The 24,303-nt window shown below is 62.6% G+C and carries 26 protein-coding genes and 1 tRNA gene; 17 read left to right on the top strand and 10 right to left on the bottom strand.

What is annotated here, in order from left to right:
- Positions 1–117 precede the first annotated feature (117 nt).
- Positions 118–207: transfer RNA gene (locus ACINK1_RS02630), tRNA-Ser, on the bottom strand.
- Between the two features lie 214 nt (positions 208–421).
- On the opposite strand from ACINK1_RS02630, the gene ACINK1_RS02625 reads away from it, so the two are divergent.
- On the top strand, positions 422–730 hold the full coding sequence (locus tag ACINK1_RS02625) for a hypothetical protein (protein WP_376801618.1): 309 nt from the start codon (positions 422–424) through the stop codon (positions 728–730).
- Positions 731–808: 78 nt separating this feature from the next.
- A complete protein-coding gene (gene msrA, locus ACINK1_RS02620) occupies positions 809–1,465 on the top strand; it encodes a peptide-methionine (S)-S-oxide reductase MsrA (protein WP_376801619.1) in 657 nt (218 codons plus the stop codon).
- A 5-nt stretch (positions 1,466–1,470) separates the two neighbouring features.
- On the opposite strand, the gene ACINK1_RS02615 is transcribed toward msrA, so the two are convergent.
- Positions 1,471–1,998: a D-glycero-alpha-D-manno-heptose-1,7-bisphosphate 7-phosphatase gene (locus ACINK1_RS02615; RefSeq protein WP_376801620.1), complete on the bottom strand. Its 528-nt coding sequence runs from the start codon at positions 1,996–1,998 to the stop codon at positions 1,471–1,473.
- Positions 1,999–2,147: 149 nt separating this feature from the next.
- Here ACINK1_RS02615 and ACINK1_RS02610 point away from each other — a divergent pair, with 149 nt between their 5' ends.
- A complete protein-coding gene (locus ACINK1_RS02610) occupies positions 2,148–2,837 on the top strand; it encodes a superoxide dismutase (protein WP_376801621.1) in 690 nt (229 codons plus the stop codon).
- Positions 2,838–2,871: 34 nt separating this feature from the next.
- On the opposite strand, the gene hemW is transcribed toward ACINK1_RS02610, so the two are convergent.
- The 3 genes from hemW to rph are packed head-to-tail and all read right to left on the bottom strand — an operon-like array spanning position 2,872 to position 5,408.
- A complete protein-coding gene (hemW, locus tag ACINK1_RS02605; RefSeq protein WP_376801622.1) occupies positions 2,872–4,032 on the bottom strand; it encodes a radical SAM family heme chaperone HemW in 1,161 nt (386 codons plus the stop codon).
- Positions 4,033–4,065: 33 nt separating this feature from the next.
- Positions 4,066–4,698 carry an RdgB/HAM1 family non-canonical purine NTP pyrophosphatase gene (rdgB, locus tag ACINK1_RS02600; protein WP_376801623.1) on the bottom strand — a complete coding sequence of 211 codons (633 nt, stop codon included), beginning with the start codon at positions 4,696–4,698 and terminating at the stop codon, positions 4,066–4,068.
- On the bottom strand, positions 4,695–5,408 hold the full coding sequence (gene rph, locus ACINK1_RS02595; RefSeq protein WP_376801624.1) for a ribonuclease PH: 714 nt from the start codon (positions 5,406–5,408) through the stop codon (positions 4,695–4,697). Before rph ends, rdgB begins: the two co-directional genes overlap by 4 nt.
- 140 nt (positions 5,409–5,548) lie before the next feature.
- On the opposite strand from rph, the gene hrcA reads away from it, so the two are divergent.
- From hrcA to ACINK1_RS02570, 5 genes are read left to right on the top strand one after another with little or no spacing between them, the layout of a single operon-like run.
- Positions 5,549–6,631 (top strand): heat-inducible transcriptional repressor HrcA, encoded by a 1,083-nt coding sequence (gene hrcA / locus ACINK1_RS02590; protein ID WP_376801625.1) that lies wholly within the window; start codon positions 5,549–5,551, stop codon positions 6,629–6,631.
- Positions 6,628–7,944 (top strand): acetylornithine deacetylase/succinyl-diaminopimelate desuccinylase family protein, encoded by a 1,317-nt coding sequence (locus ACINK1_RS02585; RefSeq protein ID WP_395759964.1) that lies wholly within the window; start codon positions 6,628–6,630, stop codon positions 7,942–7,944. The genes hrcA and ACINK1_RS02585 overlap by 4 nt, the downstream gene beginning before the upstream one ends.
- Positions 7,945–7,968: 24 nt before the next feature.
- Positions 7,969–9,447 (top strand): ABC transporter substrate-binding protein, encoded by a 1,479-nt coding sequence (locus ACINK1_RS02580; RefSeq protein ID WP_376801627.1) that lies wholly within the window; start codon positions 7,969–7,971, stop codon positions 9,445–9,447.
- Positions 9,438–10,406, top strand: coding sequence for an ABC transporter permease (locus tag ACINK1_RS02575; RefSeq protein ID WP_376801628.1), 969 nt, complete (start codon positions 9,438–9,440; stop codon positions 10,404–10,406). Before ACINK1_RS02580 ends, ACINK1_RS02575 begins: the two co-directional genes overlap by 10 nt.
- The gene (locus ACINK1_RS02570) at positions 10,403–11,218 is read left to right on the top strand and encodes an ABC transporter permease (protein WP_376801629.1); all 816 of its coding nucleotides are present in this window, start codon (positions 10,403–10,405) and stop codon (positions 11,216–11,218) included. Before ACINK1_RS02575 ends, ACINK1_RS02570 begins: the two co-directional genes overlap by 4 nt.
- A 3-nt stretch (positions 11,219–11,221) precedes the next feature.
- Here the strand turns inward: ACINK1_RS02570 and mutS are convergent, their stop codons facing one another.
- Complete coding sequence (gene mutS, locus ACINK1_RS02565) at positions 11,222–13,963, bottom strand: DNA mismatch repair protein MutS (RefSeq protein WP_376801630.1); 2,742 nt, start codon at positions 13,961–13,963, stop codon at positions 11,222–11,224.
- 14 nt (positions 13,964–13,977) lie between these two features.
- On the bottom strand, positions 13,978–14,571 hold the full coding sequence (gene grpE, locus ACINK1_RS02560) for a nucleotide exchange factor GrpE (protein WP_376801631.1): 594 nt from the start codon (positions 14,569–14,571) through the stop codon (positions 13,978–13,980).
- A gap of 153 nt (positions 14,572–14,724) precedes the next feature.
- On the opposite strand from grpE, the gene ACINK1_RS02555 reads away from it, so the two are divergent.
- Positions 14,725–15,315 (top strand): formyltransferase family protein, encoded by a 591-nt coding sequence (locus ACINK1_RS02555; protein ID WP_376801632.1) that lies wholly within the window; start codon positions 14,725–14,727, stop codon positions 15,313–15,315.
- Here ACINK1_RS02555 and nth read toward each other — a convergent pair.
- Positions 15,305–16,009, bottom strand: coding sequence for an endonuclease III (gene nth, locus ACINK1_RS02550; protein ID WP_376801633.1), 705 nt, complete (start codon positions 16,007–16,009; stop codon positions 15,305–15,307). The genes ACINK1_RS02555 and nth overlap by 11 nt on opposite strands.
- A gap of 22 nt (positions 16,010–16,031) precedes the next feature.
- On the opposite strand from nth, the gene ACINK1_RS02545 reads away from it, so the two are divergent.
- The 4 genes from ACINK1_RS02545 to ACINK1_RS02530 all read left to right on the top strand — a co-directional run bounded on the left by ACINK1_RS02545 (position 16,032) and on the right by ACINK1_RS02530 (position 19,496).
- Entirely contained in the window at positions 16,032–16,568 is a 537-nt protein-coding gene (locus tag ACINK1_RS02545) for a DUF2244 domain-containing protein (protein ID WP_376801634.1), read from the top strand.
- Positions 16,569–16,584: 16 nt separating this feature from the next.
- Positions 16,585–17,466, top strand: a complete 882-nt coding sequence (locus ACINK1_RS02540; protein WP_376801635.1) for an MBL fold metallo-hydrolase — start codon at positions 16,585–16,587, stop codon at positions 17,464–17,466.
- 80 nt (positions 17,467–17,546) lie between these two features.
- Entirely contained in the window at positions 17,547–18,428 is an 882-nt protein-coding gene (locus ACINK1_RS02535) for a bifunctional helix-turn-helix domain-containing protein/methylated-DNA--[protein]-cysteine S-methyltransferase (RefSeq protein ID WP_376801808.1), read from the top strand.
- Between the two features lie 72 nt (positions 18,429–18,500).
- Positions 18,501–19,496, top strand: a complete 996-nt coding sequence (locus ACINK1_RS02530) for a Gfo/Idh/MocA family protein (protein ID WP_376801636.1) — start codon at positions 18,501–18,503, stop codon at positions 19,494–19,496.
- Here the strand turns inward: ACINK1_RS02530 and ACINK1_RS02525 are convergent, their stop codons facing one another.
- A complete protein-coding gene (locus tag ACINK1_RS02525; RefSeq protein WP_376801637.1) occupies positions 19,497–20,084 on the bottom strand; it encodes a malonic semialdehyde reductase in 588 nt (195 codons plus the stop codon).
- A gap of 137 nt (positions 20,085–20,221) precedes the next feature.
- Between ACINK1_RS02525 and ACINK1_RS02520 the strand changes: the two genes are divergently transcribed.
- The gene (locus tag ACINK1_RS02520) at positions 20,222–21,049 is read left to right on the top strand and encodes an alpha/beta hydrolase (RefSeq protein ID WP_376801638.1); all 828 of its coding nucleotides are present in this window, start codon (positions 20,222–20,224) and stop codon (positions 21,047–21,049) included.
- 114 nt (positions 21,050–21,163) lie between these two features.
- The gene (locus ACINK1_RS02515; protein WP_376801639.1) at positions 21,164–21,400 is read left to right on the top strand and encodes an Lrp/AsnC ligand binding domain-containing protein; all 237 of its coding nucleotides are present in this window, start codon (positions 21,164–21,166) and stop codon (positions 21,398–21,400) included.
- A gap of 158 nt (positions 21,401–21,558) precedes the next feature.
- On the opposite strand, the gene ACINK1_RS02510 is transcribed toward ACINK1_RS02515, so the two are convergent.
- Positions 21,559–22,800, bottom strand: coding sequence for a penicillin-binding protein activator (locus tag ACINK1_RS02510; RefSeq protein ID WP_376801640.1), 1,242 nt, complete (start codon positions 22,798–22,800; stop codon positions 21,559–21,561).
- Between the two features lie 187 nt (positions 22,801–22,987).
- On the opposite strand from ACINK1_RS02510, the gene rsmI reads away from it, so the two are divergent.
- A complete protein-coding gene (gene rsmI, locus ACINK1_RS02505; RefSeq protein WP_376801641.1) occupies positions 22,988–23,920 on the top strand; it encodes a 16S rRNA (cytidine(1402)-2'-O)-methyltransferase in 933 nt (310 codons plus the stop codon).
- On the top strand, positions 23,907–24,278 hold the full coding sequence (locus ACINK1_RS02500; protein ID WP_376801642.1) for a YraN family protein: 372 nt from the start codon (positions 23,907–23,909) through the stop codon (positions 24,276–24,278). Before rsmI ends, ACINK1_RS02500 begins: the two co-directional genes overlap by 14 nt.
- Positions 24,279–24,303 lie beyond the last annotated feature (25 nt).

The following is a 24,303-nucleotide window of genomic DNA, read 5'->3' as shown; positions in this document are numbered from 1 at the left end:
GACTGGAGGCCACCGCCCGGTCGGTCTCCAAGGTTCGGTTCCGTCCCGCAAACCCCTTTGAACACAAAAGGAATTTCGAGCGCGGAGGCACAGGTTTTGGAGTTTGCGATAGGATAATGGCGGAGAGAGCGGGATTCGAACCCGCGGTACGGTTTCCCGTACACACACTTTCCAGGCGTGCGCCTTCAACCACTCGGCCACCTCTCCGCAAGCTGGCGTTGTTAGGCCGGTGGCGCGGAAAAATCAAACGGCGATCCGAGAGACCGAAGATTAATGCAAGGCGCGGTGCCGCTCACCGGTGTCGCCGGGCTGGCTCACCCGATCGTGGCTTGCGCGTGAGCCGCCCCCATGGTGAATTGGGGTTTACCCGCCGGGCGCTTGGCCTTGTCCTGACACTGACCGGAACATCAGACGCCGCCACATGATCGCCGGAACGTCTCGCTTTATCGGTTTCTGGCTGCTGGCGGCGGCAATTGTCGCTTTGGTCATCGACGGGACGCGCACGATTGCGGCAAGCGCGCTGGTGTGGACGTCGCTTGCCAAAACCTGGTTCCAGATCCATGCCGGTTCCTTGACAGCGCTCCAGGTGGTGATGGAAAAAAATGTCCATCCTCTGCTGTGGAACCCCGCCATGACGACAATCCTGAGGATGCCCACCGTCATGATCCTGGCGATTTTTGCCTTTCTTTTCCTGCGGATCGGGCGCCCGCGCCGCGATGTTCTCGAATAGGCCGGTTGCAGCCGGCGCCGCGTTGTCCGATCATTATCCGTTCCGATACCCCTTCTGTCGCAAACTTTGGAGAGTTCGATGTTCAGCCTGCGCAAAAAAGTGTCGATTCCCACCGCTTCCGAAGCTCTGCCCGGGCGTGCGGCGGCTCTGGCCACCGCCGAGCGTCATTTTGTCAACGGTCACCCGCTGAAAGGGCCTTATCCCGAGGGGTGCGAGACGGTGATTTTCGGCATGGGCTGCTTCTGGGGGGCCGAGCGCAAATTCTGGCAGCTTGGCGAGGGCGTCTATGTCACCGCTGTTGGCTATGCGGGCGGCTCGACGCCGAACCCCACCTATCACGAAGCGTGTTCGGGGCAGACGGGGCATACGGAGGCCGTCCTGGTGGTCTATGACCCGTCAAAAATCAGCTTCGAGGCCCTGCTGAAATGCTTCTGGGAAAATCATGACCCGACACAGGGCATGCGTCAGGGCAATGATATGGGGACGCAGTATCGCTCGGCGCTCTACTGGACGACGCCGGCGCAACGCGAGGCTGTCGAGAGCAGCAAGCGGGCTTTCGAGGCGGCTCTTGCGGCCAAGCGTTATGGTCCGATCACCACCGAACTCGGCGCGGCGCCGACATTCTATTTCGCCGAAGAATATCATCAGCAATATCTCGCCAAGAATCCGCAGGGTTATTGCGGCCTCGGCGGCACCGGCGTTTCCTGCCCGATCGGCACCGGTGCGGCGGCCTGACGCCTTCAGGAAGGCTGATCTGACAGGATCGTTGCGACGACATCATCGAGATTGCCGCCTGTGAACTGGCAGGCGGCAATCCCGGCGCGCTGCGCTGCCTCGATATCGCTCTCGCGATCGCCGATGAGGAAGCATTTCCGCGGATCGAGTGAAAAATCAGCCAACCCGCGCAGGATCATGCCGGGATTGGGCTTGCGGTCGGGGTGATCGGCGGCGCGCCAGGCGGCGATCTCGGCCTCGGGATGAAACGGGCAATGATAAAAGGCATCAATCCTGGCGCCGGCACGCGCGAGCTCGGCGTTCATGAATGCGTGCAGCGCGTTCATATCCGCCTCGCTGTAATAGCCCCGGCCAATCCCTGACTGGTTGGTGACGACGATGACGACATAGCCTGCCTGTTTGAGCCGGCGAAGGGCCGCCACCGCGCCTTCAACCCAGACGAAATCCTCCGTCCGGCTGACATAGCCGTGATCGACATTGAGGACGCCGTCGCGATCAAGGAAGGCACCCTTGCCGCCTGCCCCTTGCTTCATCGTGCCTCACCCATGCCTGCACCTGCGTCGTTCCACTGGATCAATAGATCGGCTAGGCTTGCCCGTCGCGCAATAGGGTTTGCGCGACCTGGCGCCAAATCGACACCAGTCGGCCACCAAACATAAGTTTTTTCCCGGGGGACGTTCCAATGACCATTCATCGCCGCGCCATGCTGGCCGTTTTTGCGGCCAGCGCCGCCACTCTTGCAATGCCGCGTCTCGTGCGGGCACAGGGCACGCCTAAATTCATCCAGCCACCGCTGCCCTATAGTGACACGGCGCTCAGCCCTGCGATCGGGCAGCAGACGGTGCAGCTTCATTACGGCAAGCATCACGCCGCCTATTACGCCAACCTCAATCGCCTTGCCCAGGGCAAGGACTATAACGACATGTCGCTCATCGATGTGGTGAAGAAGGCGTCGACCATTCCAGCCGACCAGGCGATCCTCAACCAGGCAGGCCAATGCTACAATCACGAACTGTACTGGGACCAGTTCAAGCCGGGCGGCGCCAGGGCACCCGCCGGCGCGCTGGCAGCAAAAATTGACAGCGATCTCGAAGGCCTAGCCAAGACGAAGGAAGCGCTGATCGCCGCCGGCAATACCGTCTTCGGTTCAGGATGGGCGTGGCTGGTGCAAAATGGCGATGGCAAACTGGCGATCACCACGACGCCGGGCGGCAATAATCCGGTCGGACGCGGCATGACACCTCTTCTTGGCATCGATGTGTGGGAACACGCCTATTACCTCGATTTCCAGAACCGGCGCGCCGATCATGTGAAGGCCGTCCTGGACACGCTCGTCAACTGGGATGTCGTGGCCGCGCGCTTCAAGGCCTAGGGCAGATTGCGTTTAAACGACATCGCCATGTGCGCTACACAGCGAGATCGGCGATGAGGGCATCGAGGACGATGAATCCGTCCTCGCTTGCCATCAACCTGCCGTCATCGGCGCGCTGCAGCAGACCTTGTCCCACCAGCCCGGCAATGCGGGCGGGGTCGAGCGGGCGCCCGCCCAGGCGCTCGTAGCGGGCCGGGTCGATGCCCTCGCGCAGCCTGAGGCCCATCAGCAGCATTTCATCGGCCTGCGCCTCGCCATCGAGGCGCTCATATTCGCTGAAGCCCTGCCCGGCTGTTTCGACCTTGTTGAGCCAGGTTTCCGGCTGGCGCTCGCCGACGTAGACGGCGCGTTCTTCTGTGCCTGCCAGCGGCAGGCGGGCATGGGCGCCGGGGCCGATGCCGGCATAATCCCCATAACGCCAGTACAGCAGATTGTGCCGTGATTCGGCGCCGGGCCGGGCGTGATTTGAAATTTCATAGGCTGGCAGGCCCGCGGTTTCGGTCAGCTCCTGCGTTGCCTGATAAAAGGCGCGGGCCTCTTCACCGAGCGGGATTTTGATCTGACCGCGCTCATGGAGATCGGCAAACGGCGTCTCGGGTTCAATGGTGAGCTGATAGAGCGAAATATGCTCGCCTGCGATTTTCAGCGCGCGCGCCAGCTCGCCCCGCCATTCACTCACCGTCTGTTCGGGCCGGGCGTAGATCAGATCACACGATACGCGATTGAAAACGCTCTGCGCGGTCTCAAGTGCTGCAATGGCCTGCGCCGCATTGTGAAGGCGCCCAAGACGTTGCAGGGCTTTGTCATCCAGTGATTGCACGCCAAGTGAGAGGCGATTGACGCCAGCCGCGCGATAGCCGCGAAAACGCTCCGCCTCGACCGATGAGGGATTGGCCTCAAGCGTGATCTCGGCATTTCCATCAACCGCCCAATGGGCAGCGACAGCCTCAAGGATGGCGCCAACCGTTGCCGGCTCCATCAGCGATGGGGTGCCGCCACCCAGGAAGATCGAGGTGACGACCCTGCCGGGCGCAAGGGCTGCCATGGCGGCGATATCGCTTGCCAAGGCTCGTGCATAGCGTGGCTGGTCGATGGCGCGATGACGGACATGGCTGTTGAAATCGCAATAAGGGCATTTGGCAGCGCAAAACGGCCAATGGACGTACACACCGAAGCCAGGATCAGCAGCGCTCATGGCGTCAAGCCCTAAACTGCTTCGCCGCCTAATTCAAACTGCCTCGGGCTGGTGGAGACAGGCAGCGGCCAAAAGCCGGAAGGCGCGCGCGCGGTGCGACAGGGCCACCTCCAGCCCGTGCTTCTCGAGCGAGGTCATTTCAGCAAAGGTGCGGTTGTCCTCATCAGGCTGGAATATCGGATCATAGCCAAAACCAAGCGCGCCGCGCGGCGGAAAGACCAGCGTTCCGTGAACACGGCCCTCGAACAATGCCTCGCTGCCATCCGGCCAGGCGAGAACCAGCGCGGAGACGAAATGGGCGCGCAGATTACGCGCGTTGCGCCGGTGCAACTCATATTCGACCCGGGCAATGGCCGTCGCGAAATTCTTGTCGGGGCCCGCCCAATCGGCTGAAAAGAGACCGGGTGCGCCGTCGAGCGCCTCGACACACAGCCCCGAATCATCGGCAAGCGCCGGCAGGCCGGCAACCGAGGCCGCCGCATGCGCCTTGATGCCGGCATTCTCGGCAAAGGTATGGCCGGTTTCTGCCGGCACCGGCAATTGCAGGGCGCCGGCTGAACGGGTGAGGATGCCAAAAGGGGCAAGCAATTCCGCCATCTCGGCAAGTTTGCCGGCATTATGCGTCGCAATGATCAGCGTATCGCCAGATATCAGGCGCCGGCTCACGCAAACGCCTCGCGCTGGAGACGCAAGAGGTCGGTGCAGCCATGGCGGGCAAGACGCAGAAGTTCCATCAGCTCGGCTTCGCTGAAGGGCTCGCGCTCGGCCGTGCCTTGAACTTCGATGATGCCACCGCTGCCCGTCAACACGAAATTGGCGTCGGTATGAGCGGTTGAATCCTCCGCATAATCAAGGTCAAGCACCGCCGCGCCAGCAACAATGCCGCAGGACACCGCCGCCACCTGATCGCGCAGGGGATCAGCCTGCAGCATCTTGCGCGCCTTCATCCAGTCAAAGCATTCGCGCAGCGCCACATAGGCCCCGGTGATCGCCGCTGTCCGGGTGCCGCCATCAGCCTGCAGAACGTCGCAGTCAATGAGAATCTGGCGCTCGCCCAGCGCCTGGAGGTCAACCACGGTGCGCAGGGCGCGGCCAACGAGGCGCTGGATTTCAAGGGTGCGTCCACCCTGTTTGCCCTGCGCCGCCTCGCGCCGGTTGCGTTCCGCCGTTGCCCGCGGCAGCATGCCATACTCGGCCGTGACCCAGCCGCCGCCACGCCCCTTGAGCCAGCCTGGAACGCGCTCTTCCAGCGAGGCCGTCACCAGCACATGCGTGTCACCAAATTTGGTAAGGCACGAGCCTTCAGCATATTTAACGACGCCGCGCGTCAGGCTGACCAGGCGCATTTCATCGCGGGCGCGTTTTGACGGGCGCATGGCGTATCCTTTCAGTGATGATCGCTGCGGTGTAGACTGGACATCAACCAACAACAAGCGCGGCTTGATACTCATGGCGGAAGAGCCCACACTTGGTCTCGCTCCATACCTTCATCGACGGGAAGGCCAGACAGGCAGACATGGCGTCCGATATCGTTAAGCCACCACCAATAGCTGAACTTTCGCGCCTTGATGAGCGGGCGCGGGAAATCTTCCGCCGTGTGGTGGAGGATTATCTGGCGACGGGTGATCCGGTGGGCTCGCGCAATATTTCGCGTAGCCTGGCGATCACCTTGTCGGCAGCATCGGTGCGCAACGTCATGTCGGATCTTGAGGCGCTCGGCCTCATCTATGCGCCGCATACATCGGCAGGGCGTCTGCCCACCGATCTCGGCTTGCGGTTATTCGTTGATGGCATCCTGCAATTTGGCGAGCTTGGGCCCGAGGAGCGCGAGCGCATCGAGACACAGGTCAAGACCTCCGGGGCGAGCAAGAATCTGGAAGGCGTTCTGTCGGATGCGACCTCGATGCTGTCGGGCCTCACGCGTGGCGCCGGCCTGGTGGTGACGTCGAAGACCAACCCGCGGTTCCGTCACGTCGAATTCGTCCGTCTGGAAGCCGATAAGGCGCTGGTGGTGCTGGTGAGCGATGATGGGTCGGTTGAAAACCGCGTGGTGGCGATACCGACGGGATTGCCCGCCTCGGCGTTGATCGAGGCCACCAACTGGCTCAATGCCCATATTCGCGGCCGAAGCCTCGATGAAGTACGCCATGATCTCGAATCGCTCCAGGAATTACGGCAGCGTGAAGTCGATGAGCTGACGAAGAAGGTGGTGGAGGCCGGCCTTGCCAGCCTGACCGAACCGCAGGAAGGGCAGGCGCCGCTTCTCATCGTTCATGGTCATGCCAATCTGCTTGAAAATCTCAAGGCGGTCGAAGAGCTGGAGCGCGTGCGCCTGCTGTTTGAGGATCTTGAGCGCAAGAAGGACATCGTCCAATTGCTGAGCGCCACCGAACAGGCGGACGGGGTGCGCATTTTCATCGGTTCAGAGAACAAATTATTCTCCCTGTCGGGCTCCTCGCTGGTCACCGCTCCCTTTCGCGACAGCAAGCGCAACATCGTCGGTGTCATCGGCGTCATCGGACCAACCCGGCTCAATTACGCGCGTATCGTGCCCATGGTGGATTACACGGCACGCATGGTCAGCCGTTTGCTGACATGAGCGAGGGGGCCACGGCGCAGCGGTCGATGGACAAAACGCGGCATGAGCGGCTGTTTGCGCGCATCGAGGGCTTGCGATCCGACCTCGTGGCACTGACGCAGGCGCTTATCCGCTTCCCAACCATCAATCCGCCCGGGGACGCCTATGAGCCCTGCCTGCATTTTATCGGCGCGCGGCTGAAAAAACTCGGTTTTTCGCTTGATTACATCCGCGCTCATGGCACGCCCGGCGACAGCGACGCCTATCCGCGGCTCAATCTGCTGGCCCGTCGTGAAGGCGCCACACCCGGGCCGACGGTTCATTTCAACGGCCATATCGACGTCGTCGAGGCAGGCTATGGCTGGACGGTTGATCCGTTTGCCGGCGCGGTCAAGGACGGGCGCGTCTACGGGCGCGGCGCCTGTGACATGAAAGGCGGCCTTGCCGCAGCAATGGTGGCGATCGAGGCGATCATCGCTGAAAATATCGCCTACAGCGGCGCCATAGAGATTTCGGCAACTGTCGACGAGGAAACGGGAGGGTATGGCGGCGTCGGTTATCTGGCGCGCAACGGCTATTTCGCCGCCGATCGCGTTGACCATGTGATTATCCCCGAGCCGCTCAACCCGGACTGCGTGTGCCTGGGTCATCGCGGCGTGTGGTGGGCTGAAATCGACATGCGCGGGCGCATCGGCCATGGTTCGATGCCGTTTCTCGGCCTCAGCGCCATTCGCGGCATGGGGCAGTTTCTCGGCCGCGTCGAAGACAAGCTTTATCCGCGCCTCGCCCATCGCCTGACCGCCATGCCGTGCGAGCCGCCGGGGGCGCGCGCGGCCACGCTTAACTTCAATTCCATCCATGGCGGACAGGGCGAACCGCACGGCGCCAATCCTGCGCCGGTGGTGGCTGATTCGTGCCGGCTTGTGCTCGACCGGCGCTATCTGATCGAGGAAGACCTCGGCGAGGTGAGGGCTGAAATTATCGCCCTACTTGATGAAACCTGCGATGAAACACCCGGCCTTGGCTATGAGCTGCGCGACATCATGCATTTTCCACCAACCATGACCGATCCCGGGGCGGCGGTTGTGACGACGCTTGGTCATTTCATCCATGAGGTGTTTGACAGGGCACCGCGCCATATAGCGTCGCCTGGAACCTATGACCAGAAGCACGTCACGCGCTTCGGCGCGGTCAAGGGCTGTGTCGCCTATGGTCCGGGTTATCTCGATCTGGCGCATCAGCCCGATGAATGGGTCGGCATTGATGATATGGTCGGCAGCGCCAAGGTGATGGCGGCAAGCTGCTTGACGCTGCTGGGGGCAGCGGGCGAGTAAGGGCGAAAGAGCCGGGAGACAGCCATGCGTGTTCATAACGGCCTGCGGATCATCATGCTGGCCTCTGCTTTTTCCACCCCGCTTGCCGCGCAGGTGCCCGAGCAGGTGACGCTGTGCATGCCACTTGAGCCGCCATTGCTTGACCCGACACGCGGACCAGCCCAGGCGATCCGCGAGCTGACCTACGGCAACATCTTCGAAACCCTGGTGGCGATTGATCGTGACGGCAGGCTCCAGCCTGGTCTGGCTGAGAGCTGGAAGGTATCAGCCGATGGGCTGGTCTATGACTTCAAATTGAGGTCGGGCGCGAGTTTCCATGACGGCACGCCCTTTACATCGTTCAACGTTGCCTATTCGGTCGAGCGGGCCAAGCGGCCGGAAAGCCGCAATGCGCAAAAATGGATATTTGATCCCATCTTGCGCGTTGATACGCCCGATCCTCTCTCCGCCCGTATTGTCCTGTCGCGGCCAACCGCCAATTTTCTTTACGGGCTCGCCTGGGGTGATGCGGTGATGGTGGCCAAGGGAAGCGCGGCGGAAAACGCCACCGTCCCGATCGGCACAGGTCCTTACAAATTCTCCCGCTGGGTTCGCGGCGAGCGGGTGGAACTGGTCGTTAACGACAGGTGGTGGGGCGCGAAACCAACATTCGCCAAAGCCATTTTCCGCTTCATCTCCGATCCAGCCGTTCAGGTTGCCGCCATCAAGGCGGGAGATTGCGACGCGCTGAGCAATCTTGCCGCGCCTGAGGCCATTCCCGCCCTCAAGCGCGATCCTCGTCTGGCGGTCACGACCGGCTACACCGAAGGCAAGACGATCCTGGCGATGAACAATGGCAAGGCGCCTTTCGACGATGTCCGCGTGCGCCGCGCCATCGCCATGGCGATTGATCGCCAGCAGGTGATCGAGGGCGCCATGTCGGGCCTTGGCATTCCCATCGGCAGCCATTTCTCGCCCAGCCATCCGGCCTATGTCGATTTGACCGCCACCAACGCCTATGATCCGGAGAAGGCGAAGGCGATGCTGGCGGAGGCCGGGTTTCCCAACGGGTTTTCGGCGACATTGAAACTCCCGCCGCCGGCCTATGCAAGGCGCTCAGGCGAGATCATCGCCGCCATGCTGCAGCAGATCGGCGTCAAGATCACCATCGAGCCGCTGGAATTTCCGCAATGGCTGGAACGGGTCTTTCGCGGCAAGGATTACGATCTGACGCTGATTGCCCATACCGAGCCGCTCGACATCAACATCTATGCGCGCCCTGACTATTATTTCCAGTATCGTTCGCTGGCCTTCAACGCGGCATTGAACGATGCTGAAACCGCCACCAGCGACGAGGCGCGCAATGCCGCCTATGGGCGGGCGCAGAAGCGGCTGGCGGATGATGCGGTCAACGTCTTCCTGTTTCTGCTGCCCAAGGTCACCGTGACCAAGGGCTCACTCACCGGCATGTGGACCAACTGGCCCCTGCCAGCCAATCCGCTGGCCGAGCTGTCGTGGAAATAGACGGCCTCACGGCGCGTCTGCGCAGCGGGCTTGTGCGTCTTGCGGGGCTCGCGGCAAGCCTCCTTGCCGCTGCTGTTGTGATTTTTGTGGCCATCGATGTCCTGCCTGGCGATCCGGCCGCCGTGGTGCTCGGCCTCAACGCGACACCTGACGCGCTCGCCGCGCTCAGGAGCGAGCATGGCTTCGACCAGCCGGCGCCATGGCGCTTCATGGCATGGATCGGTGCGCTTGCCCGTGGTGATTTCGGTATCTCCACGACCTACCGGGTGGCGGTCGCGGGTTTGATCGGCGAGCGCCTTGCCGTCAGCGTGCCGCTTGCCTGCCTGGCGATGGGGCTGTCGCTGTCATGGGGGCTTGGACTTGCCCTGCTGGCGGCCTGGCAGCCAAGGTTCTCCGTGGTGGTGACTGCGTTTGGCGAGGTCGGTCTTGCCATTCCCAATTTCTGGCTGGGCCTGCTGCTTATTCTGACATTCGCCGTCGGGCTCGGTATGCTTCCATCCGGTGGTTTTCCCGGCTGGGAGGCCGGTTGGGGAGCACTCAGGGCACTGATCCTGCCGGCGATTGCGCTTGCCCTGCCCCAAGGTGCCATCATCGCCCGGCTGGCGCTCGCGCTGCTCAACGAGACGCTCGCGGAAGTTTACATCCGCACCGCCGAGGCCAAAGGCCTGTCGCGCGCCGGCGTTCTGGTGCGCCATGCCCTGCCCAATGCGATGGTGCCGCTGCTGGCGCTCATGGGCCTGCAACTGTCGTTCCTGCTCGGCGGCTCGATCATTGTCGAGAACGTCTTTGCCCTGCCCGGCCTCGGGCGGCTGATGGCACAGGCCATCGCCCAGCACGATATCATCACGCTGCGCGCCCTCATTTTTCTCTTCGCGGCAACGATCCTCATCGTTCACAGCGGCGTCGGGATCGTGCAGGCCAGCATCGATCCGCGCCTGCGCCGGGCGTCAGGCTTGTGACAAACTCCGCCACAAAGATCCGGCTGGGAATCGGCAGCGCTGTGCTGGCGGTCATGCTTATTGCCGCACTCGTCTCGCTGGTTTGGACGCCGGGTGACCCTTACCGGCTGGCGATCGCCTCGCGCCTTCAGGGCCCCTCCTCACTGCATCTTCTGGGTACCGACCAGCTGGGGCGCGATATCGCCGCGATCCTGATGATCGGCGCCCGCAACGCTCTTCTGGTGTCGGTGGGGGCGGTCGGGCTGTCGCTGGTTGTTGGGGGCGGCCTCGGGCTGATTGCAGCCATGCAGCCCGACGGCATTGGCGACCAGATGATCGCGCGGACAAGCGATCTCGTCTTCGCCTTTCCAGTCGTCCTGCTGGCGATCATGACCGGGCTCATCCTTGGCCCGGGGGCTGCCAGTGCGGCGATGGCGATCGCCATCTTCACCATGCCGGTCTTCATCCGCCTCACCCGCGACAGCGCCGCCCAGCTCCGCGAGCGCGAATTCGTGCTGGCGGCACGCGCCATGGGTGCAAGCTGGCTGCGCATCGCGGTGCGCCACATCCTGCCGCTTCTGCTGCCGCGCCTGGCGGTTCAGGCCTCAACCCAGCTGGCGCTGGCGCTCCTGGCTGAGGCAGGTCTGAGCTATCTCGGGCTTGGTACGCCACCGCCTCATCCCTCGTGGGGGCGTATGCTGAATGAAGCGCAGACATATCTCGGTACGCAGCCGCTGCTTGCCATTCTGCCGGGAGTAGCGATCGCGCTGACGGTCATGGGTTTCAATCTTCTTGGCGAAGGGCTGGCGGCGCGACTTGCGAGGGAACGCTGAGCACTACGCCTGCGCCGAGCGCAGCAATTCCATGAGCCGGTAGAGGGCCTCATGGGCCTCGCGCGGCGTCATGGCGTCGGGATCAAGCCCAATCATCGCCTCAAGAAGCGGCTGATGGCGCGCCGCTTCAACCGGCGCCTGCCGGCTGACCGAGAACAGGGGCAGATCGTCGATCAGCGTCTCGACTTTCGGCGCCCGCTCGCCCTCCTCCAGCTTCGACAAAACGGTCCGGGCACGGGCGATGACGCTTGCCGGCAGGCCGGCAAGTTTCGCCACCTGAATGCCATAGGAGCGATCGGCAGTGCCGCGCCCGACCTCGTGGAGAAAGACCACATCACCTTTCCATTCCTTGACCTTCATGGTGACAGGCGTGAGGCGCGCCAGGCGGGCGCCGAGGGCGGTCAGCTCATGGAAATGGGTCGCAAACAGGGTGCGGCAGCGATTAGCCTCATGAATGTGCTCGATGGTCGCCCAGGCAATCGACAAACCGTCGAAGGTGGCGGTGCCGCGGCCGATTTCATCGAGGATGACCAGCGAGCGATTGGTTGCCTGATTGAGGATGACTGCTGTTTCCACCATCTCGACCATGAAGGTAGAACGTCCGCGCGCCAGATCATCGGCGGCCCCGACGCGGCTGTAAAGGCGATCAACGATACCGATATGCGCCATGGTGGCGGGCACGAATGATCCCATCTGGGCAAGAATGGCGATAAGCGCGTTCTGGCGCAGGAACGTCGATTTGCCCGCCATGTTGGGGCCGGTGAGGAGCCATACGGCGCCGGCGTCTCCCGCCTCATCTGCCGGCCCAAGGGTGCAATCATTGGCGATGAACGCGCCGCCTGAAGTCTTTTTCAACGCTGCCTCGACCACCGGATGGCGTCCGCCGCGAATAGCGAAGGCCAGCGAGTGATCGACAACGGGGCGGGTCCAGCCGTGGATGGCGGCAAGCTCGGCAAGGGCACTCTCGACATCAAGGGCGGCAAGAGCGATCGCCACTTTGCGGATGGCATCGTCGGCGCCGGCGATCTCGGCGCTCATCGCCTCGAATGCCTGCTGTTCCAGCGCCAGCGCGCGCTCGGCTGCCCGCGCGATGCGGCTTTCCAGGTCACTCAAAGCGGTGGTGGTGAAGCGGGCCTGGCTTGCCAGCGTCTGGCGATGAAAGAAATCGGCGTTGAGCGGCGGCGCAAACATGCGATCGGCCGCAGCCGCGCTGATCTCGATGAAATAACCCAACACATTATTGTGCTTGATCCGCAAATTCCTGATGCCGGTCGCCTCGGCATAGGTCGCCTGCAGGCCCAGCATCAGCCCGCGCGCGTCATCGCGCAGGCGCCGCTCCTCATCCAGCGCCGGATCGAAGGCCGCGCGCACAAAGCCGCCATCGCGGCGCGACAGGGGCAACTCATCGGCCAACATGGCGGTCAGTTTCTCGGCAAGCGCTGGCGAGGGCGCTCCAAGATCGCGGATCGACTGTGCCAGAAGCGACGGCAGGGTCGCGTGGTGAATGAGCGCCGCGATGTCCCGTGCCTTCGTCAACCCGTCACGCAGCGCTGCCAGATCGCGTGGGCCGCCGCGCCCCAGCGCGAGGCGCCCCAGCGCCCGCAGCAGATCGGATAGCGGCGCCAATGCCTGGCGCAGGCGTTCACGAATGATCGGGTCGCGGCACAAATACGCCACCGCTTCCTGGCGCTCGATAATCATCTGCGGATCAGTCAGCGGGGCCGAGAGGCGGCGTGCCAGCTCGCGCGAGCCGGCGGCGGTGACGGTGCAATCGATGGCCGAGAGCAGGGAGCCCGCACGCTCACCCGCCAGGGTCCGCGTCAATTCGAGATTAACACGCGCGCTGGCATCGATATCAAGAAAGGTTCCCGGCCCCTCGCGCTGCGGCAGCGAGAGACGCGGGCGAACGCCAAGCTGCGTTGCGTCAAGATAAGCGAGGATATTGGCCGCCGCCGCCGTTTCGGCGCGCGACAGATTGTCGAAATCAGCAGCGGCTGCCGTGCCAAAAAAGGCCGCGAGGCGCTCGCCCGACGGCGTCGTATCGTCGATCGACTTCGACAACGCCGTAACCACCGCGCCGCTTTCGCTCAACAGGCGACGTAACGTCAGATCCTCGATCAGCGCCGGCGGAGCGATGATCTCGCGCGGAGCGATGCGGGCGATTTCGCCCTGGAGCACGTTCAGTTCACACATGCCGACGCGGAATTCTCCCGTCGACATGTCGATCCACGCCAGGCCAAGCCGCGCCGGGGCCTGGCTGCCGCCTTCAAATGTTCGTGCCAGGGCGAGGAGATAATTTGCTTCGCTGGCGACCAGCAGCCGGTCTTCGGTGAGAGTACCGGCGGTGACAAGGCGCACCACATCACGATGGACGATGGCTTTCGAGCCCCGTTTTTTTGCCTCCGCCGGATCTTCCATCTGCTCGCAGATGGCAACCCGGTAGCCCTTGTCGATGAGGCGATGGAGGTAGTCATCCGCAGCGTGCGCCGGCACGCCTGCCATGGGTATATCCTGGCCACGATACTGGCCGCGCTTGGTGAGGGCGATACCCAGAGCACCGGCTGCCATCACCGCATCGTCAAAAAACAGCTCATAGAAATCCCCCATGCGATAGAAAAGAAGAAAACCGGGATTGGCGGTCTTCAACTCGATGTAGCGCGCCATCACCGGGGTGAGCGGGGCGCTGTCGCTGGGTTCGCAGGCTGGCATCGGCGGCAGATTAGCCGAGCCGGGGTGCCGGGTCACAGGTGATCTGGCGATCACACAACTTTATCGATACCGCTGCCCGCCACAGGGCCAGCGTCACTGACCACCGGCTTTGGCATCGCCCTGGCGACGCCGACGAGTGCTGGACGCAGCACCCGCTCGCCGATAACAAAGCCCTGCTGCATGACTTCAGCCACGGTCCCGGGCAGTGCGGTCGGGTGCGGAATTTCGACCATGGCCTGATGGAGATTGGGGTCAAACTTGGCGCCCAGGGCAACGATCTCCTTCACGCCATGGCGCTCCAGAGCCTGCACGAGGCTGCGCTCGGTCAATTCGATCCCGTGGAGGACGGTGGCGGCAAGCGAGCCTTCGGCCCGTGCCTCTGGCGGAGCGGTGGCAAGCGCGCTGCGCAGATTGTCAACAACGGCCAGCATGTCGCGCGCGAATTTGCTGATGGCATAGACCCCCGCATCCTTGACCTCGCGCTCATTGCGCCGACGCAGATTTTCGGTCTCCGCAAGGGCGCGCAGCAGGCGGTCCTTGAGATCAGCAACCTCACCGGCCAGACGCTCCGCCTCGCTGGGTGCCGCCGGCTCGTTCAAAGATTGGCCCGGCTGTACGGATTCGGGAGGTATTTCGTCGGACATGGCTGTGCTCTTTGGCTCACTTGGCAGAATGGAAACAGGGCAACGCCCTTGCGTAACCTGCATATCGCGTTGGATGACGTGAAAATCAAGTCGCCTTATGGCTGGCGTCGTCGCGCCAATTCTGGCAGTGAGCGGGAGGATAAGGAAAAATTCATGAGAATTGTGCTCATCGGATCACGGTATTTTGGCCTTGAAATTTTCAAGATGCTGCAGGCCGAAGCCGTCGAGATCGCCAAGGTGATCGTGCCGCAAGTGCCGGATCGTTTGCAGGATGCGGCCTCAAGCGCGGCGATACCGCTTGAGGTCCAGGCCGACCCGCTGAAGCTTCCAGCCGACATGATCCCCGCCGGTGTCGACCTTCTGATCACGGCGCATTCTCATGCGCGCGTAGCCAATGACGCTCTGGCCAAGGCGCGGCTTGGCGGCATCGGCTATCATCCCTCGCTGCTGCCGCGCCATCGCGGCATGGCGGCGGTGGAATGGACGGTGAAGGAGGGCGATGCGATTGCCGGTGGTTCGATTTATCACCTGGCCGAGCGCATGGATGCCGGGCCGGTGGCCATGCAGGAGTGGTGCTTTGTCAAAAAAGGCGAGACGGCACGGGAGTTGTGGGAGCGGGCTCTGGCGCCGATGGGCATCGCGCTGATGCGCCGCGTAGTGCGCCACGCGCTCGATCACGGAACGATTCCAGCGCACCCGCAAGACGAACAATTCGCCACCAAAGCGCCGCTTATCAAAGGCTGACCACGCGTTTCTCGGGGCTGGTACACAGATCAGCGATGATGCAGGTGCCGCATTCAGGCGCGCGGGCCTTGCACACATAACGCCCATGCAGAATGAGCCAGTGATGGGCGTGCAGCATGAATTCGCGCGGGATCACTTTTTCAAGCCCGGTCTCGACGGCAAGCGGGGTTTTGCCCGGCGCCAGCCCCAGCCGGTTCGCGAGCCGGAAGATGTGGGTATCGACGGCCATCGTCGGCTGGCCAAAGGCTGAGTTGAGAATGACATTGGCGGTCTTGCGGCCAACCCCCGGCAGGGCTTCCAGCGCCTCGCGCTGCTGCGGCACCTCGCCGCCATGATCAGCGATCAGGGCTTGCGACAGGGCGATCACATTCTTCGCCTTATTGCGGAAGAGGCCGATGGTCTTGATATGCTCGCGCACCGCGTCCTCGCCGAGCGCCACCATCTTTTGCGGACTGTCGGCGCAAGCGAAAAGGGCACGTGTCGCCTTGTTCACGCCGGCATCCGTCGCCTGCGCCGAGAGAACGACCGCCACCAGCAACGTATAGGCATTGACTGATTCGAGCTCGCTTTTGGGATGCGGTTCGCGCTCCTGCCAGCGGCGGAACATCGCCGCAATCGCGTCCGCGCCCGGGCGTCGTGCGCTTTTTGTCGCAGAGGCAGGCTGACTGGTCGCTTTTGGCTTCGCTTTGCTCATGGAGCGGTTATAGTCGCCGACCATGAGCCTCGCCACCCATTCCTTGTCATCGGCGCCGGACAAGCCGGAGGCGTTTCTGTTCCAGGCGGTGATCACGCCACACCTGTCGCTCAGCCGGCGCGGGGTGGTGCTCGTGATCGGATCAGTCGGCGCGCTCAACGCCATCACCAGCGGCGCCTTTCTGCTTCTCGGCGCCTGGCCGGTGGTGGGCTTCCTCGGACTTGATGTCGCGGCAATCGCGCTGGCATTTTTTTTATGCCGACGGGCGGCATGCCGGCGTGAGGAATTATCGCTCACCATGTCCGAGCTCATCATCCGCGATGTTCCTGTTTCGGGTACGCCACAGGAAATGCGCTTCAACCCCTATTGGACGCGGCTCAGGCGCCATGTCATCGTGGATGAAGGCGTGGTGGCGCTCGACCTGACCTCACACGGACGCAGCCTGCGGATCGCCGCGGCCCTGTCGCCACCCGAGCGCGCCGATTTCGCCGATGCACTTGATGCCGCGCTGAGACGGGCGCGGACGGGCGACGTCGCCCTGCCGGCATCACAGTTCTAGCCTCCTGGAGCCTGCGATGCCGACACCGCTGTCCCTTGGGTCGATCACCATCGAGCGCATCATCGAGCAGGACCGCTTGCCATTCATGCCCTTTGCGCAGTTCTTTCCAGCGGTGACGCCCGAGCTGATCGCCGAGAACCGTCATTGGCTGGAGCCGGACTATCTTGATCCGGCGAGTGGCAAGGTGGTGTTGACCATCCAGAGCTATGTGGTGCGCGCCAACGGCCTCATCATTCTCGTCGACAGCTGCGTTGGCAACCACAAGGCGCGGCCGGCGCGCCCCCTCTGGCACATGATGGCAAGCGATGCCTGGCCGGCTAATCTTGCCGCGCTCGGTCTGTCGGTCGAGGATATCGATGTCGTGCTGTGCAGCCATCTCCACGGCGATCATGTCGGCTGGAATACCAGGCTGGAAAACGGGCGCTGGGTGCCGACTTTTCCAAAAGCGCGCTATCTCTTCGCTGACCGTGAACTCGACTTCTGGTCGGCAAAACACGAAAGCGATCCCGCAAGCTGTCCGTGGATGGAGGACAGCGTCCTGCCGATCGTTGCAGCAAAGCGGGCCGAGATCGTCACCAGCACGCATTCCATCACCGAGGCCGTGCGGATGATCCCGACACCCGGCCATACCATCGACCATTTTTCCGTCGAGGTCGGCGAGCGCTCCGGCGAGCAGGCGCTGATCACAGGCGACATGGTGCATTCGCCGCTGCAGATCAAATATCCCGAGATCGGCATGATATCAGATTATGATTCAGCCGAGGCCGGGCGCACGCGGCGGGCGATTTTCACGCGCTGCTGCGATGACGACATCTTGTTGTGCACAGCGCATTTTCCCGGCAATCCGATAGGGCGTGTGCAACAGCAGGGAAGTGCGTTCCGCTTCATCTGCGACTAGGATCAGACAACGCAAGAATCGGGTGTCGACCAGCAAAACCAGCGGCTAGGATTGGGATGATGATCGAAGGAGCCAGCCCCATGCCGCTTGATGTCCGTCCCGACCACCAACTCAGTGATGATCGCCAGCGCCTGGCCGATTACGAGCGGGTGAAGGCTGCCATTGCTTATTGTACGGAGAACTGGCGCGAGCAGCCGACACTTGATGATATTGCGGCACGAACCGGCCTGTCCCCTACCCATTTTCACAAGCTCTTCAGCCGCTGGGCCGGGCTGTCGCCGAAAGCTTTCCTGCAGGCGCTGACACTTGATCATGCCAAGGCGCTGCTTGATGGCTCGGCAAGTGTTCTTGATGCCGCGCTCGACGTTGGATTGTCAGGGCCGGGGCGGCTTCACGATCTCTTCGTCAATCATGTTGCGATGTCGCCAGGCGAGTACAAATCGCGAGGCGAGGGCGTCGACATCCGCTGGGGCTGGCACGCCTCGCCCTTCGGCAGGGCGCTCATCATGACGACCCAGCGCGGACTGGCAGGACTGGCATTTGCCGACGCGGGCGAGGAGGCAAGCGCCTATGCTGACATGGTCAGGCGTTGGCCACGGGCAAAGCTCGTCGAAGATCATCCCGGGACACAGCCCTTCGCCAATCGCATCTTCAACCCGTCGCAATGGTCCCGCGATATCCCGCTTCGCGTTCATCTCATCGGCAGCGATTTTGAAATCCGGGTGTGGGAGACGCTGCTGCGCATTCCGCTGGGGCGTGCGATCTCGTATTCCGATATTGCCTCGGCGATCGGCAAGCCCTCGGCCTCGCGCGCTGTCGGCACGGCGGTGGGGCGCAATCCGGTGTCGTTTGTCGTTCCCTGTCACCGCGTCCTTGGGCGCGGTGGATCGCTGTGCGGCTATCATTGGGGTCTGACGCGCAAGCAGGCGATCCTCGGCTGGGAAGCAGGGCAGGTCGCCTGAGAGCATTCAAAGCTTCTCAAAGCCGCTTCCTTCCGATAAACACCAGCCGCCATCGAGCGTCGGGAGGACTATATGGCGGAAATGTCGCCAGACCATTGGCCCCGTGTGGCGGTGATCGGTTGCGGTTACTGGGGCAAGAATCTGGTGCGCAATTTCGCCGAATTGGGCGTGCTTGCCGGCCTTGTCGACCATCGCCCCGAGCTGACGCGTTCATTGTCGCAACGCCATGGCGGCACAGCGATGGATTTCGCCGATGTGCTCGCCAACCCGCAGATCGAGGCGCTGGCTGTCGTCACGCCGGGCCCCAGCCATTTCGAGCTTGCCAGACAGGGGCTTGAGGCGGGCAAGCATGTTTACGTCGAAAAGCCTCTGGCGATGTCATCGGCCGAGGTCAGAATTCTCGATGATCTTGCCAAGCGTCAGCGCCGCACCCTGATGGGCGGGCATATCCTGCGCTACCATTCGGCTTTCGAAACGCTGCTGGCGATGACAGAGGCGGGCGAAGTCGGGCCGGTCCGCCATATCGTATCGGAGCGGCTCAATCTCGGTAAAATCCTGATCGATGAAGACGTGATCTGGAGCCTGGCGCCCCATGATCTGTCGATGATCCTGGCAGTAATGAAGACGGAGCCTGACGCCGTGATCTGCCATGGCGACGCGTTTCTGCGGACAGGCGTCAGCGACATGGCGACGCTTCGGCTGGTCTTTTCGGGACATCGCAGCGCTCAGGTGCGTCTGTCGTGGATGTCGCCGGTCAAGCAGCACCGGTTGACCGTGACCGGCGAAGCGGGCGTCATTGTCTTTGACGATACGCGCGGGTGGAGCGAGAAACTGACGCTACACCGGCCGGCCCTCGACTGGGATGACGCGGCGGTGCAGCCGGCGCCGGGCCAACCTCAGGCAGTGATGGTGGCTGAAAGCGAGCCTCTCAAGGCTGAATGCCGCCATTTTCTCAATGCCACACGCTCAGGCGCCACCCCGCTCACCGACGGCAAGGAAAGTCATGCGGTCATTTCGGTGATCGAACGCGCCCAGGCTTCGCTGCAGGCTAACGGCGCGGCGCGATGATCAGAGAATTTTGCACGCCTCGTTGAAAGTCAGGCGCGGACCGCGCGGAAACAGCCTGGACTTGTCGCCGTAACCGATATTGCACAGAAAGTTTGACTTCCACTGCGTACCGGCGAAAAATTCCTGGTCGACCCCTTCATGCTCGAAACCCGACATCGGCCCACAATCAAGCCCAAGCGCGCGGGCCGCCAGCATCAGATAGGCGCCCTGCAGGGTACCATTGCGAAAGGCGGTCGGAAAAGCCGCAGGCGTTCCTTCAAACCACGAGCGGGCGGTAGGATTATGAGGAAACATGCGGCCCATCTCGGTATAGAATTCGAGATCATAAGCGATAATCGCGACGACGGACGCCGTCATGGATTTATCGACATTGGTTGGTGCCAGATGCGGTTTCAGGCGTTCCTTGGCCTCGCTCGAGCGTAGAAAAAGGACGCGCTGGGGCTGGGTATTGGCCGATGTCGGGCCCCATTTTGACAGGTCGTAGAGCGCCTGCAGCTGGACGTCGGTGACCGGCTTGTCGAGCCAGGCGCTATGGGTTCGCGCTTGCCGAAAGATCTGATCGAGTGACGAATCGGAAATGGTGGACATGGCAGGCCTTTCATCTCGCTGGCTCGATCATGTCCATGCCTTGTCATGATGCTGGACGCAATTGTTGAATTCACTCACTGTGCCGTCTCAGCGCCTGCAGGGTGCGTTCTTCTGCTGTCATGAATTGAGATGGCGCCATGATCGATCTTGAAGTCGAATATAACAATCGGGCGCGGGTGCCGGAGCATCCGCAGATATTCGCGCGCTGGGTGCGCGAGGCGGCGCATATCCGGTCACAGCGGCAGAGTGAGTGGGCCCTCGACATCGCCTATGGCAGCGGCGAGCGACAGCGCTATGATTATCTGGCAGCGGCCGGGAGAAGCGCGGGCGCAACGCTGCTCTTCATTCATGGCGGCTATTGGCAGTCGCTCGGCAAATCCACCTTCAGCCAGGTAGCCCATGGCGCCGGCAGCCATGGAATCGATGTGGCGATCGCCGGCTATACACTATGCCCGGACAACACAATTGCTGGTATTATCAAAGAAATACAAATGCTTATTGCTCATCTTGCAAAGCGCAGCAGCCAGCCTCTGGTGGTGGCGGGGCATTCGGCGGGAGGCCATCTGGCAGCCGTTATGGCTGCGTGCGACTGGACGGTTATCGCGCCCGATCTGGGCTTTGATCCCGTGGCTGCAGCCGTGCCGATCTCCGGTGTGTTTGACCTTGAGCCACTCATTCCAACCAGCATCAACGCCAAGCTCGGCCTTGATGCGCGCGAGGCTGAAGCCGTATCCCCCCTGTTCATGCCAGCGCCAAGGGGAAAACGTGTCGTGTGTGTGGTCGGCGGGAAGGAATCGCCCGAATTCCTGCGCCAGCAACGGGTATTTGTCGACAATTGGGGCCAGCGGGGGAGCGCCATACGCGGGGTTGAGCTTGAAGGCGCCGATCACTTTACCGTGGTCGACCCGCTGTCAGACCCGGACAGCGACATGACCAAGGCCATCGTCAGCCTCGCCGTGATCTAGGGCGAGATGCTGCAGGGCCGGCCAGCGCCAGGTCTGGTCGGTACTTGCGTTGCGCCAGGGTCTGGCACAAAACCGCTCGTATAATCTGCCATCCCGGCATCCGGAGGATTGTCCATGCGTCCGTTTTTCATGCAGATCAAATGCGAACTGGGTCGCACTTACGACGTCGCGACGGCGATCGCGGACGCGGAAATTGCTTCGGAAATCTATTCGACAGCCGGAGATTTCGACCTTCTGGTAAAATTCTATGTTCCTGTCGACGTCGATATCGGCCAGTTCGTCGCCGATCATGTGCAGCGCTTTACCGGCATCAAGGACACGCGGACGATTATCTGTTTCAAGGCGTTCTAGAGCAAAATCCGATCAAGTTGGAACGGATTTTTGCTCTAGATTATTGCTTTCTCATCATCTTTTTCCGCCAGCCGGTATCCACCTGGCGGGATGATGCTCTAGGGTCGCAACCCCAGCCGCTGCACGACGGATGCCCGGCTACGGGACCAAACCGGGCCTCAGCCAGCGGCAAAGCTGCGCGGTGCCGGACTGATCGCCACCGATGTGCCGCGCCGCACTTCAAGCACGGCGATGCCCCGCTCGTTGAGGCCACGGGCGTTGAAGCGGAAAATACCATCAATGCCGGCAAAACCATTCGGGTTGGTCAATGCCGCCTCGCCGAAGCGCTGCCCATCACCTGGCTGGCGCGACAGGGCGGCCATCAGCAATGTCGCATCATAGGCCAGCGACGCGGTGCGCGCGGGATCGCCGCCGCTGGTGAAACGGCTGCGGTAGCGGGTGCCGAATTGCTGAAAGCCGGCGCCGTCAGGAGCAGCAAACCAACCGCCATTGGCGAGCGGATTCTGAAACAGGCGCGGATCATCCCAGCGGCCCGTGCCCAGCAATTTCAGATTGGCCAGCGGCGCCTGGGCGATGCGCAGCGAATCCAGCACCAGCGCGACCGCATCCGCTCCGTCGGGGATGAACAGCGCATCGGCATCCTTCAACGCGGGAATGAGGCGACGGATCGGCTCCTGCATCTTGGCCCGATCAAGCGGATAGCGCTCAAGGGCGACGATACGGGCACCGGCCGCGGTCGCTCGCGTGCGCAGTTCGCCGTCAACGACCGAGCCATAGGCATCGTCTGGCAACAGGGCGGCGATGTTCTTGCGCCCTTGCGACGAAGCGTAGCCGATGATGCGGGCAACGTCGGTTGAGGGCAGAAACGACAACAGATAGACGCCGCGCGTCGCGACAGCTTCATCGGTTGAAAAGGCGATGACGGGGACGCCTGTCGGGCGCACCACCTGGGCCACCGCCTGAACGGCTGGCGCGAAGAGGGGGCCCAGAATGAATTGCGGGTTGATCTGCATCGCCCGCTGCGCTGCTTCCTGGGCACCCTGCGGGGTTCCCTGATCATCGAAGACATAAATCTTCACATCCGGCGACTGGAATTCGGCAATCGCCAGCTCGGCGGCGCCCCGCATCGATTGAGCGGCACGCCCGGCATTGCCACTGGCGCTCAACGGCAGGATGAGGGCGCCTGGGACGGTGCCCTCGCCAATGGTCTGGGCTGGCGGCTGGGCGATGGGCGGGGGCGGTGTCGGCGCCGCCGATTGACCGCTGGAAAACGGATTGGGAGCCGACAGGCAGCCGGCAAGCGTCAGGGTTCCGGCAGAAACACCCAGAAGCGCCACCCGCCGGTCAATCTGACCGCTTTGATGCTCAGCTGAGGATGCCGGTGGTTTCGTGCGCTTCATGCTCGTTTTCTTCACGATCGTCTCATATCTGCTCAAGCGCGTGGACAGAATACCATTTGAATGACATCACTCCGGCGGCAATGCTGCACATGTGCCGGTAACGCATGTGCCTTCAGGGAAAGCCGCCACAGCGCCTGCGGCTGGCCCGGTCACGATGAGGTGATCAATCTAGGGGAGGTCCGCGCAAATGCCAAGAGAGCGTCAGTGGGCAGATGCCGAACCATCCGCTCTTGCCGTCAGCCAGCGCAGTGTCCTTGTCGCCGGCCAGCGTCTGATCGTCGGGCGCACGGCGCCGGGGTTGCATGTGGTGGCAACACCGATCGGCCATCTCGACGACATCACGCTCAGAGCGTTGAAGACGCTGGCAGGCGTTGATCTCGTTGCCTGCGAGGATACACGCGTCACCGGGCGGCTTCTCACCCATTACGGCATCGACGTTGCCATGACGCCCTATCACGAACATAACGCCGCCGCCCAGCGCCCGAAAATCCTGGCGCGACTGGCGGAAGGCGCGGCCATCGCCCTGGTTTCGGATGCCGGGACACCGCTGGTGTCCGATCCGGGCTTTCGCCTGGTGCGCGAATCAGCCGCAGCCGGCCACGTGCTCATTCCCGTACCCGGACCATCCGCCGCGCTCACGGCGCTGATGGTCGCGGGACTGCCGACGGATTGCTTTTTCTTTGCCGGCTTTCTGCCAGCCAAAGGCGCGTCGCGTCGCGGACGGATTGATGAGCTGGCGCGCGTGCCCAGTTCGCTGGTTTTCTTTGAAACCGGCCCGCGGCTCGCTGACAGTCTGGCCGATCTGGCGACCTGCCTTGGCGCGCGGCCGGTCGCCATGTGCCGCGAACTGACGAAGCTTCATGAAACGGTCGAACGCGGAACGCTTCCCGAGCTGGCGGAGCGTTTTGCCGGGATCGAGCCCAAGGGCGAGATTGTCCTTGTCGTCGGCCCGCCACTCGTTGAAAAAGTATCACCGGAAGACGTTGAGGAAGCGCTGAAAGCCGCGCTGAAACGCCTCAGCCTCAAGGATGCCACGGCGGAAATCGCCGGTGCTTTCGGGATATCACGGCGCGAGATTTATGCGCGCGCACTGGCGCTCGGGCGTCATGACGAACCCTGAGACGCGTCGCCGTCAAAAGGCGGAACGACGCGGCCGGCTGGCGGAATGGGCAGCAACGGCGCTGCTCGTCTGCAAGGGGTATCGCGTGCTTGCCCAGCGGGCGCGGACCCCCTTGGGAGAGATCGATCTCATTGTCAAACGGGGCGGCATTATCGCTTTCATCGAGGTCAAACAACGAGGGCAGCGAGAGGCAGCCCTTGACGCGGTGACGCCACGCCAGCAGCAGCGCATCATCGGGGCCGCCGGCTGGTGGCTTGCGCGCCACGCTGCTTTCGCCCAAGAGGAGATGCGCTTTGACGTGGTATCCGTCACGCCGCTTGGCTTCCCGCGTCACGATGCCGGGGTCTTTGGATCGTGAACAGGTCTGACGATAAATCAAGGAG

The organism is Raskinella chloraquaticus (SeqCode) (genome assembly GCF_021731865.1).
Taxonomy (GTDB): domain Bacteria; phylum Pseudomonadota; class Alphaproteobacteria; order Rhizobiales; family UBA4765; genus Raskinella; species Raskinella chloraquaticus.
This window is presented reverse-complemented; position numbering and strand designations above follow the sequence as displayed.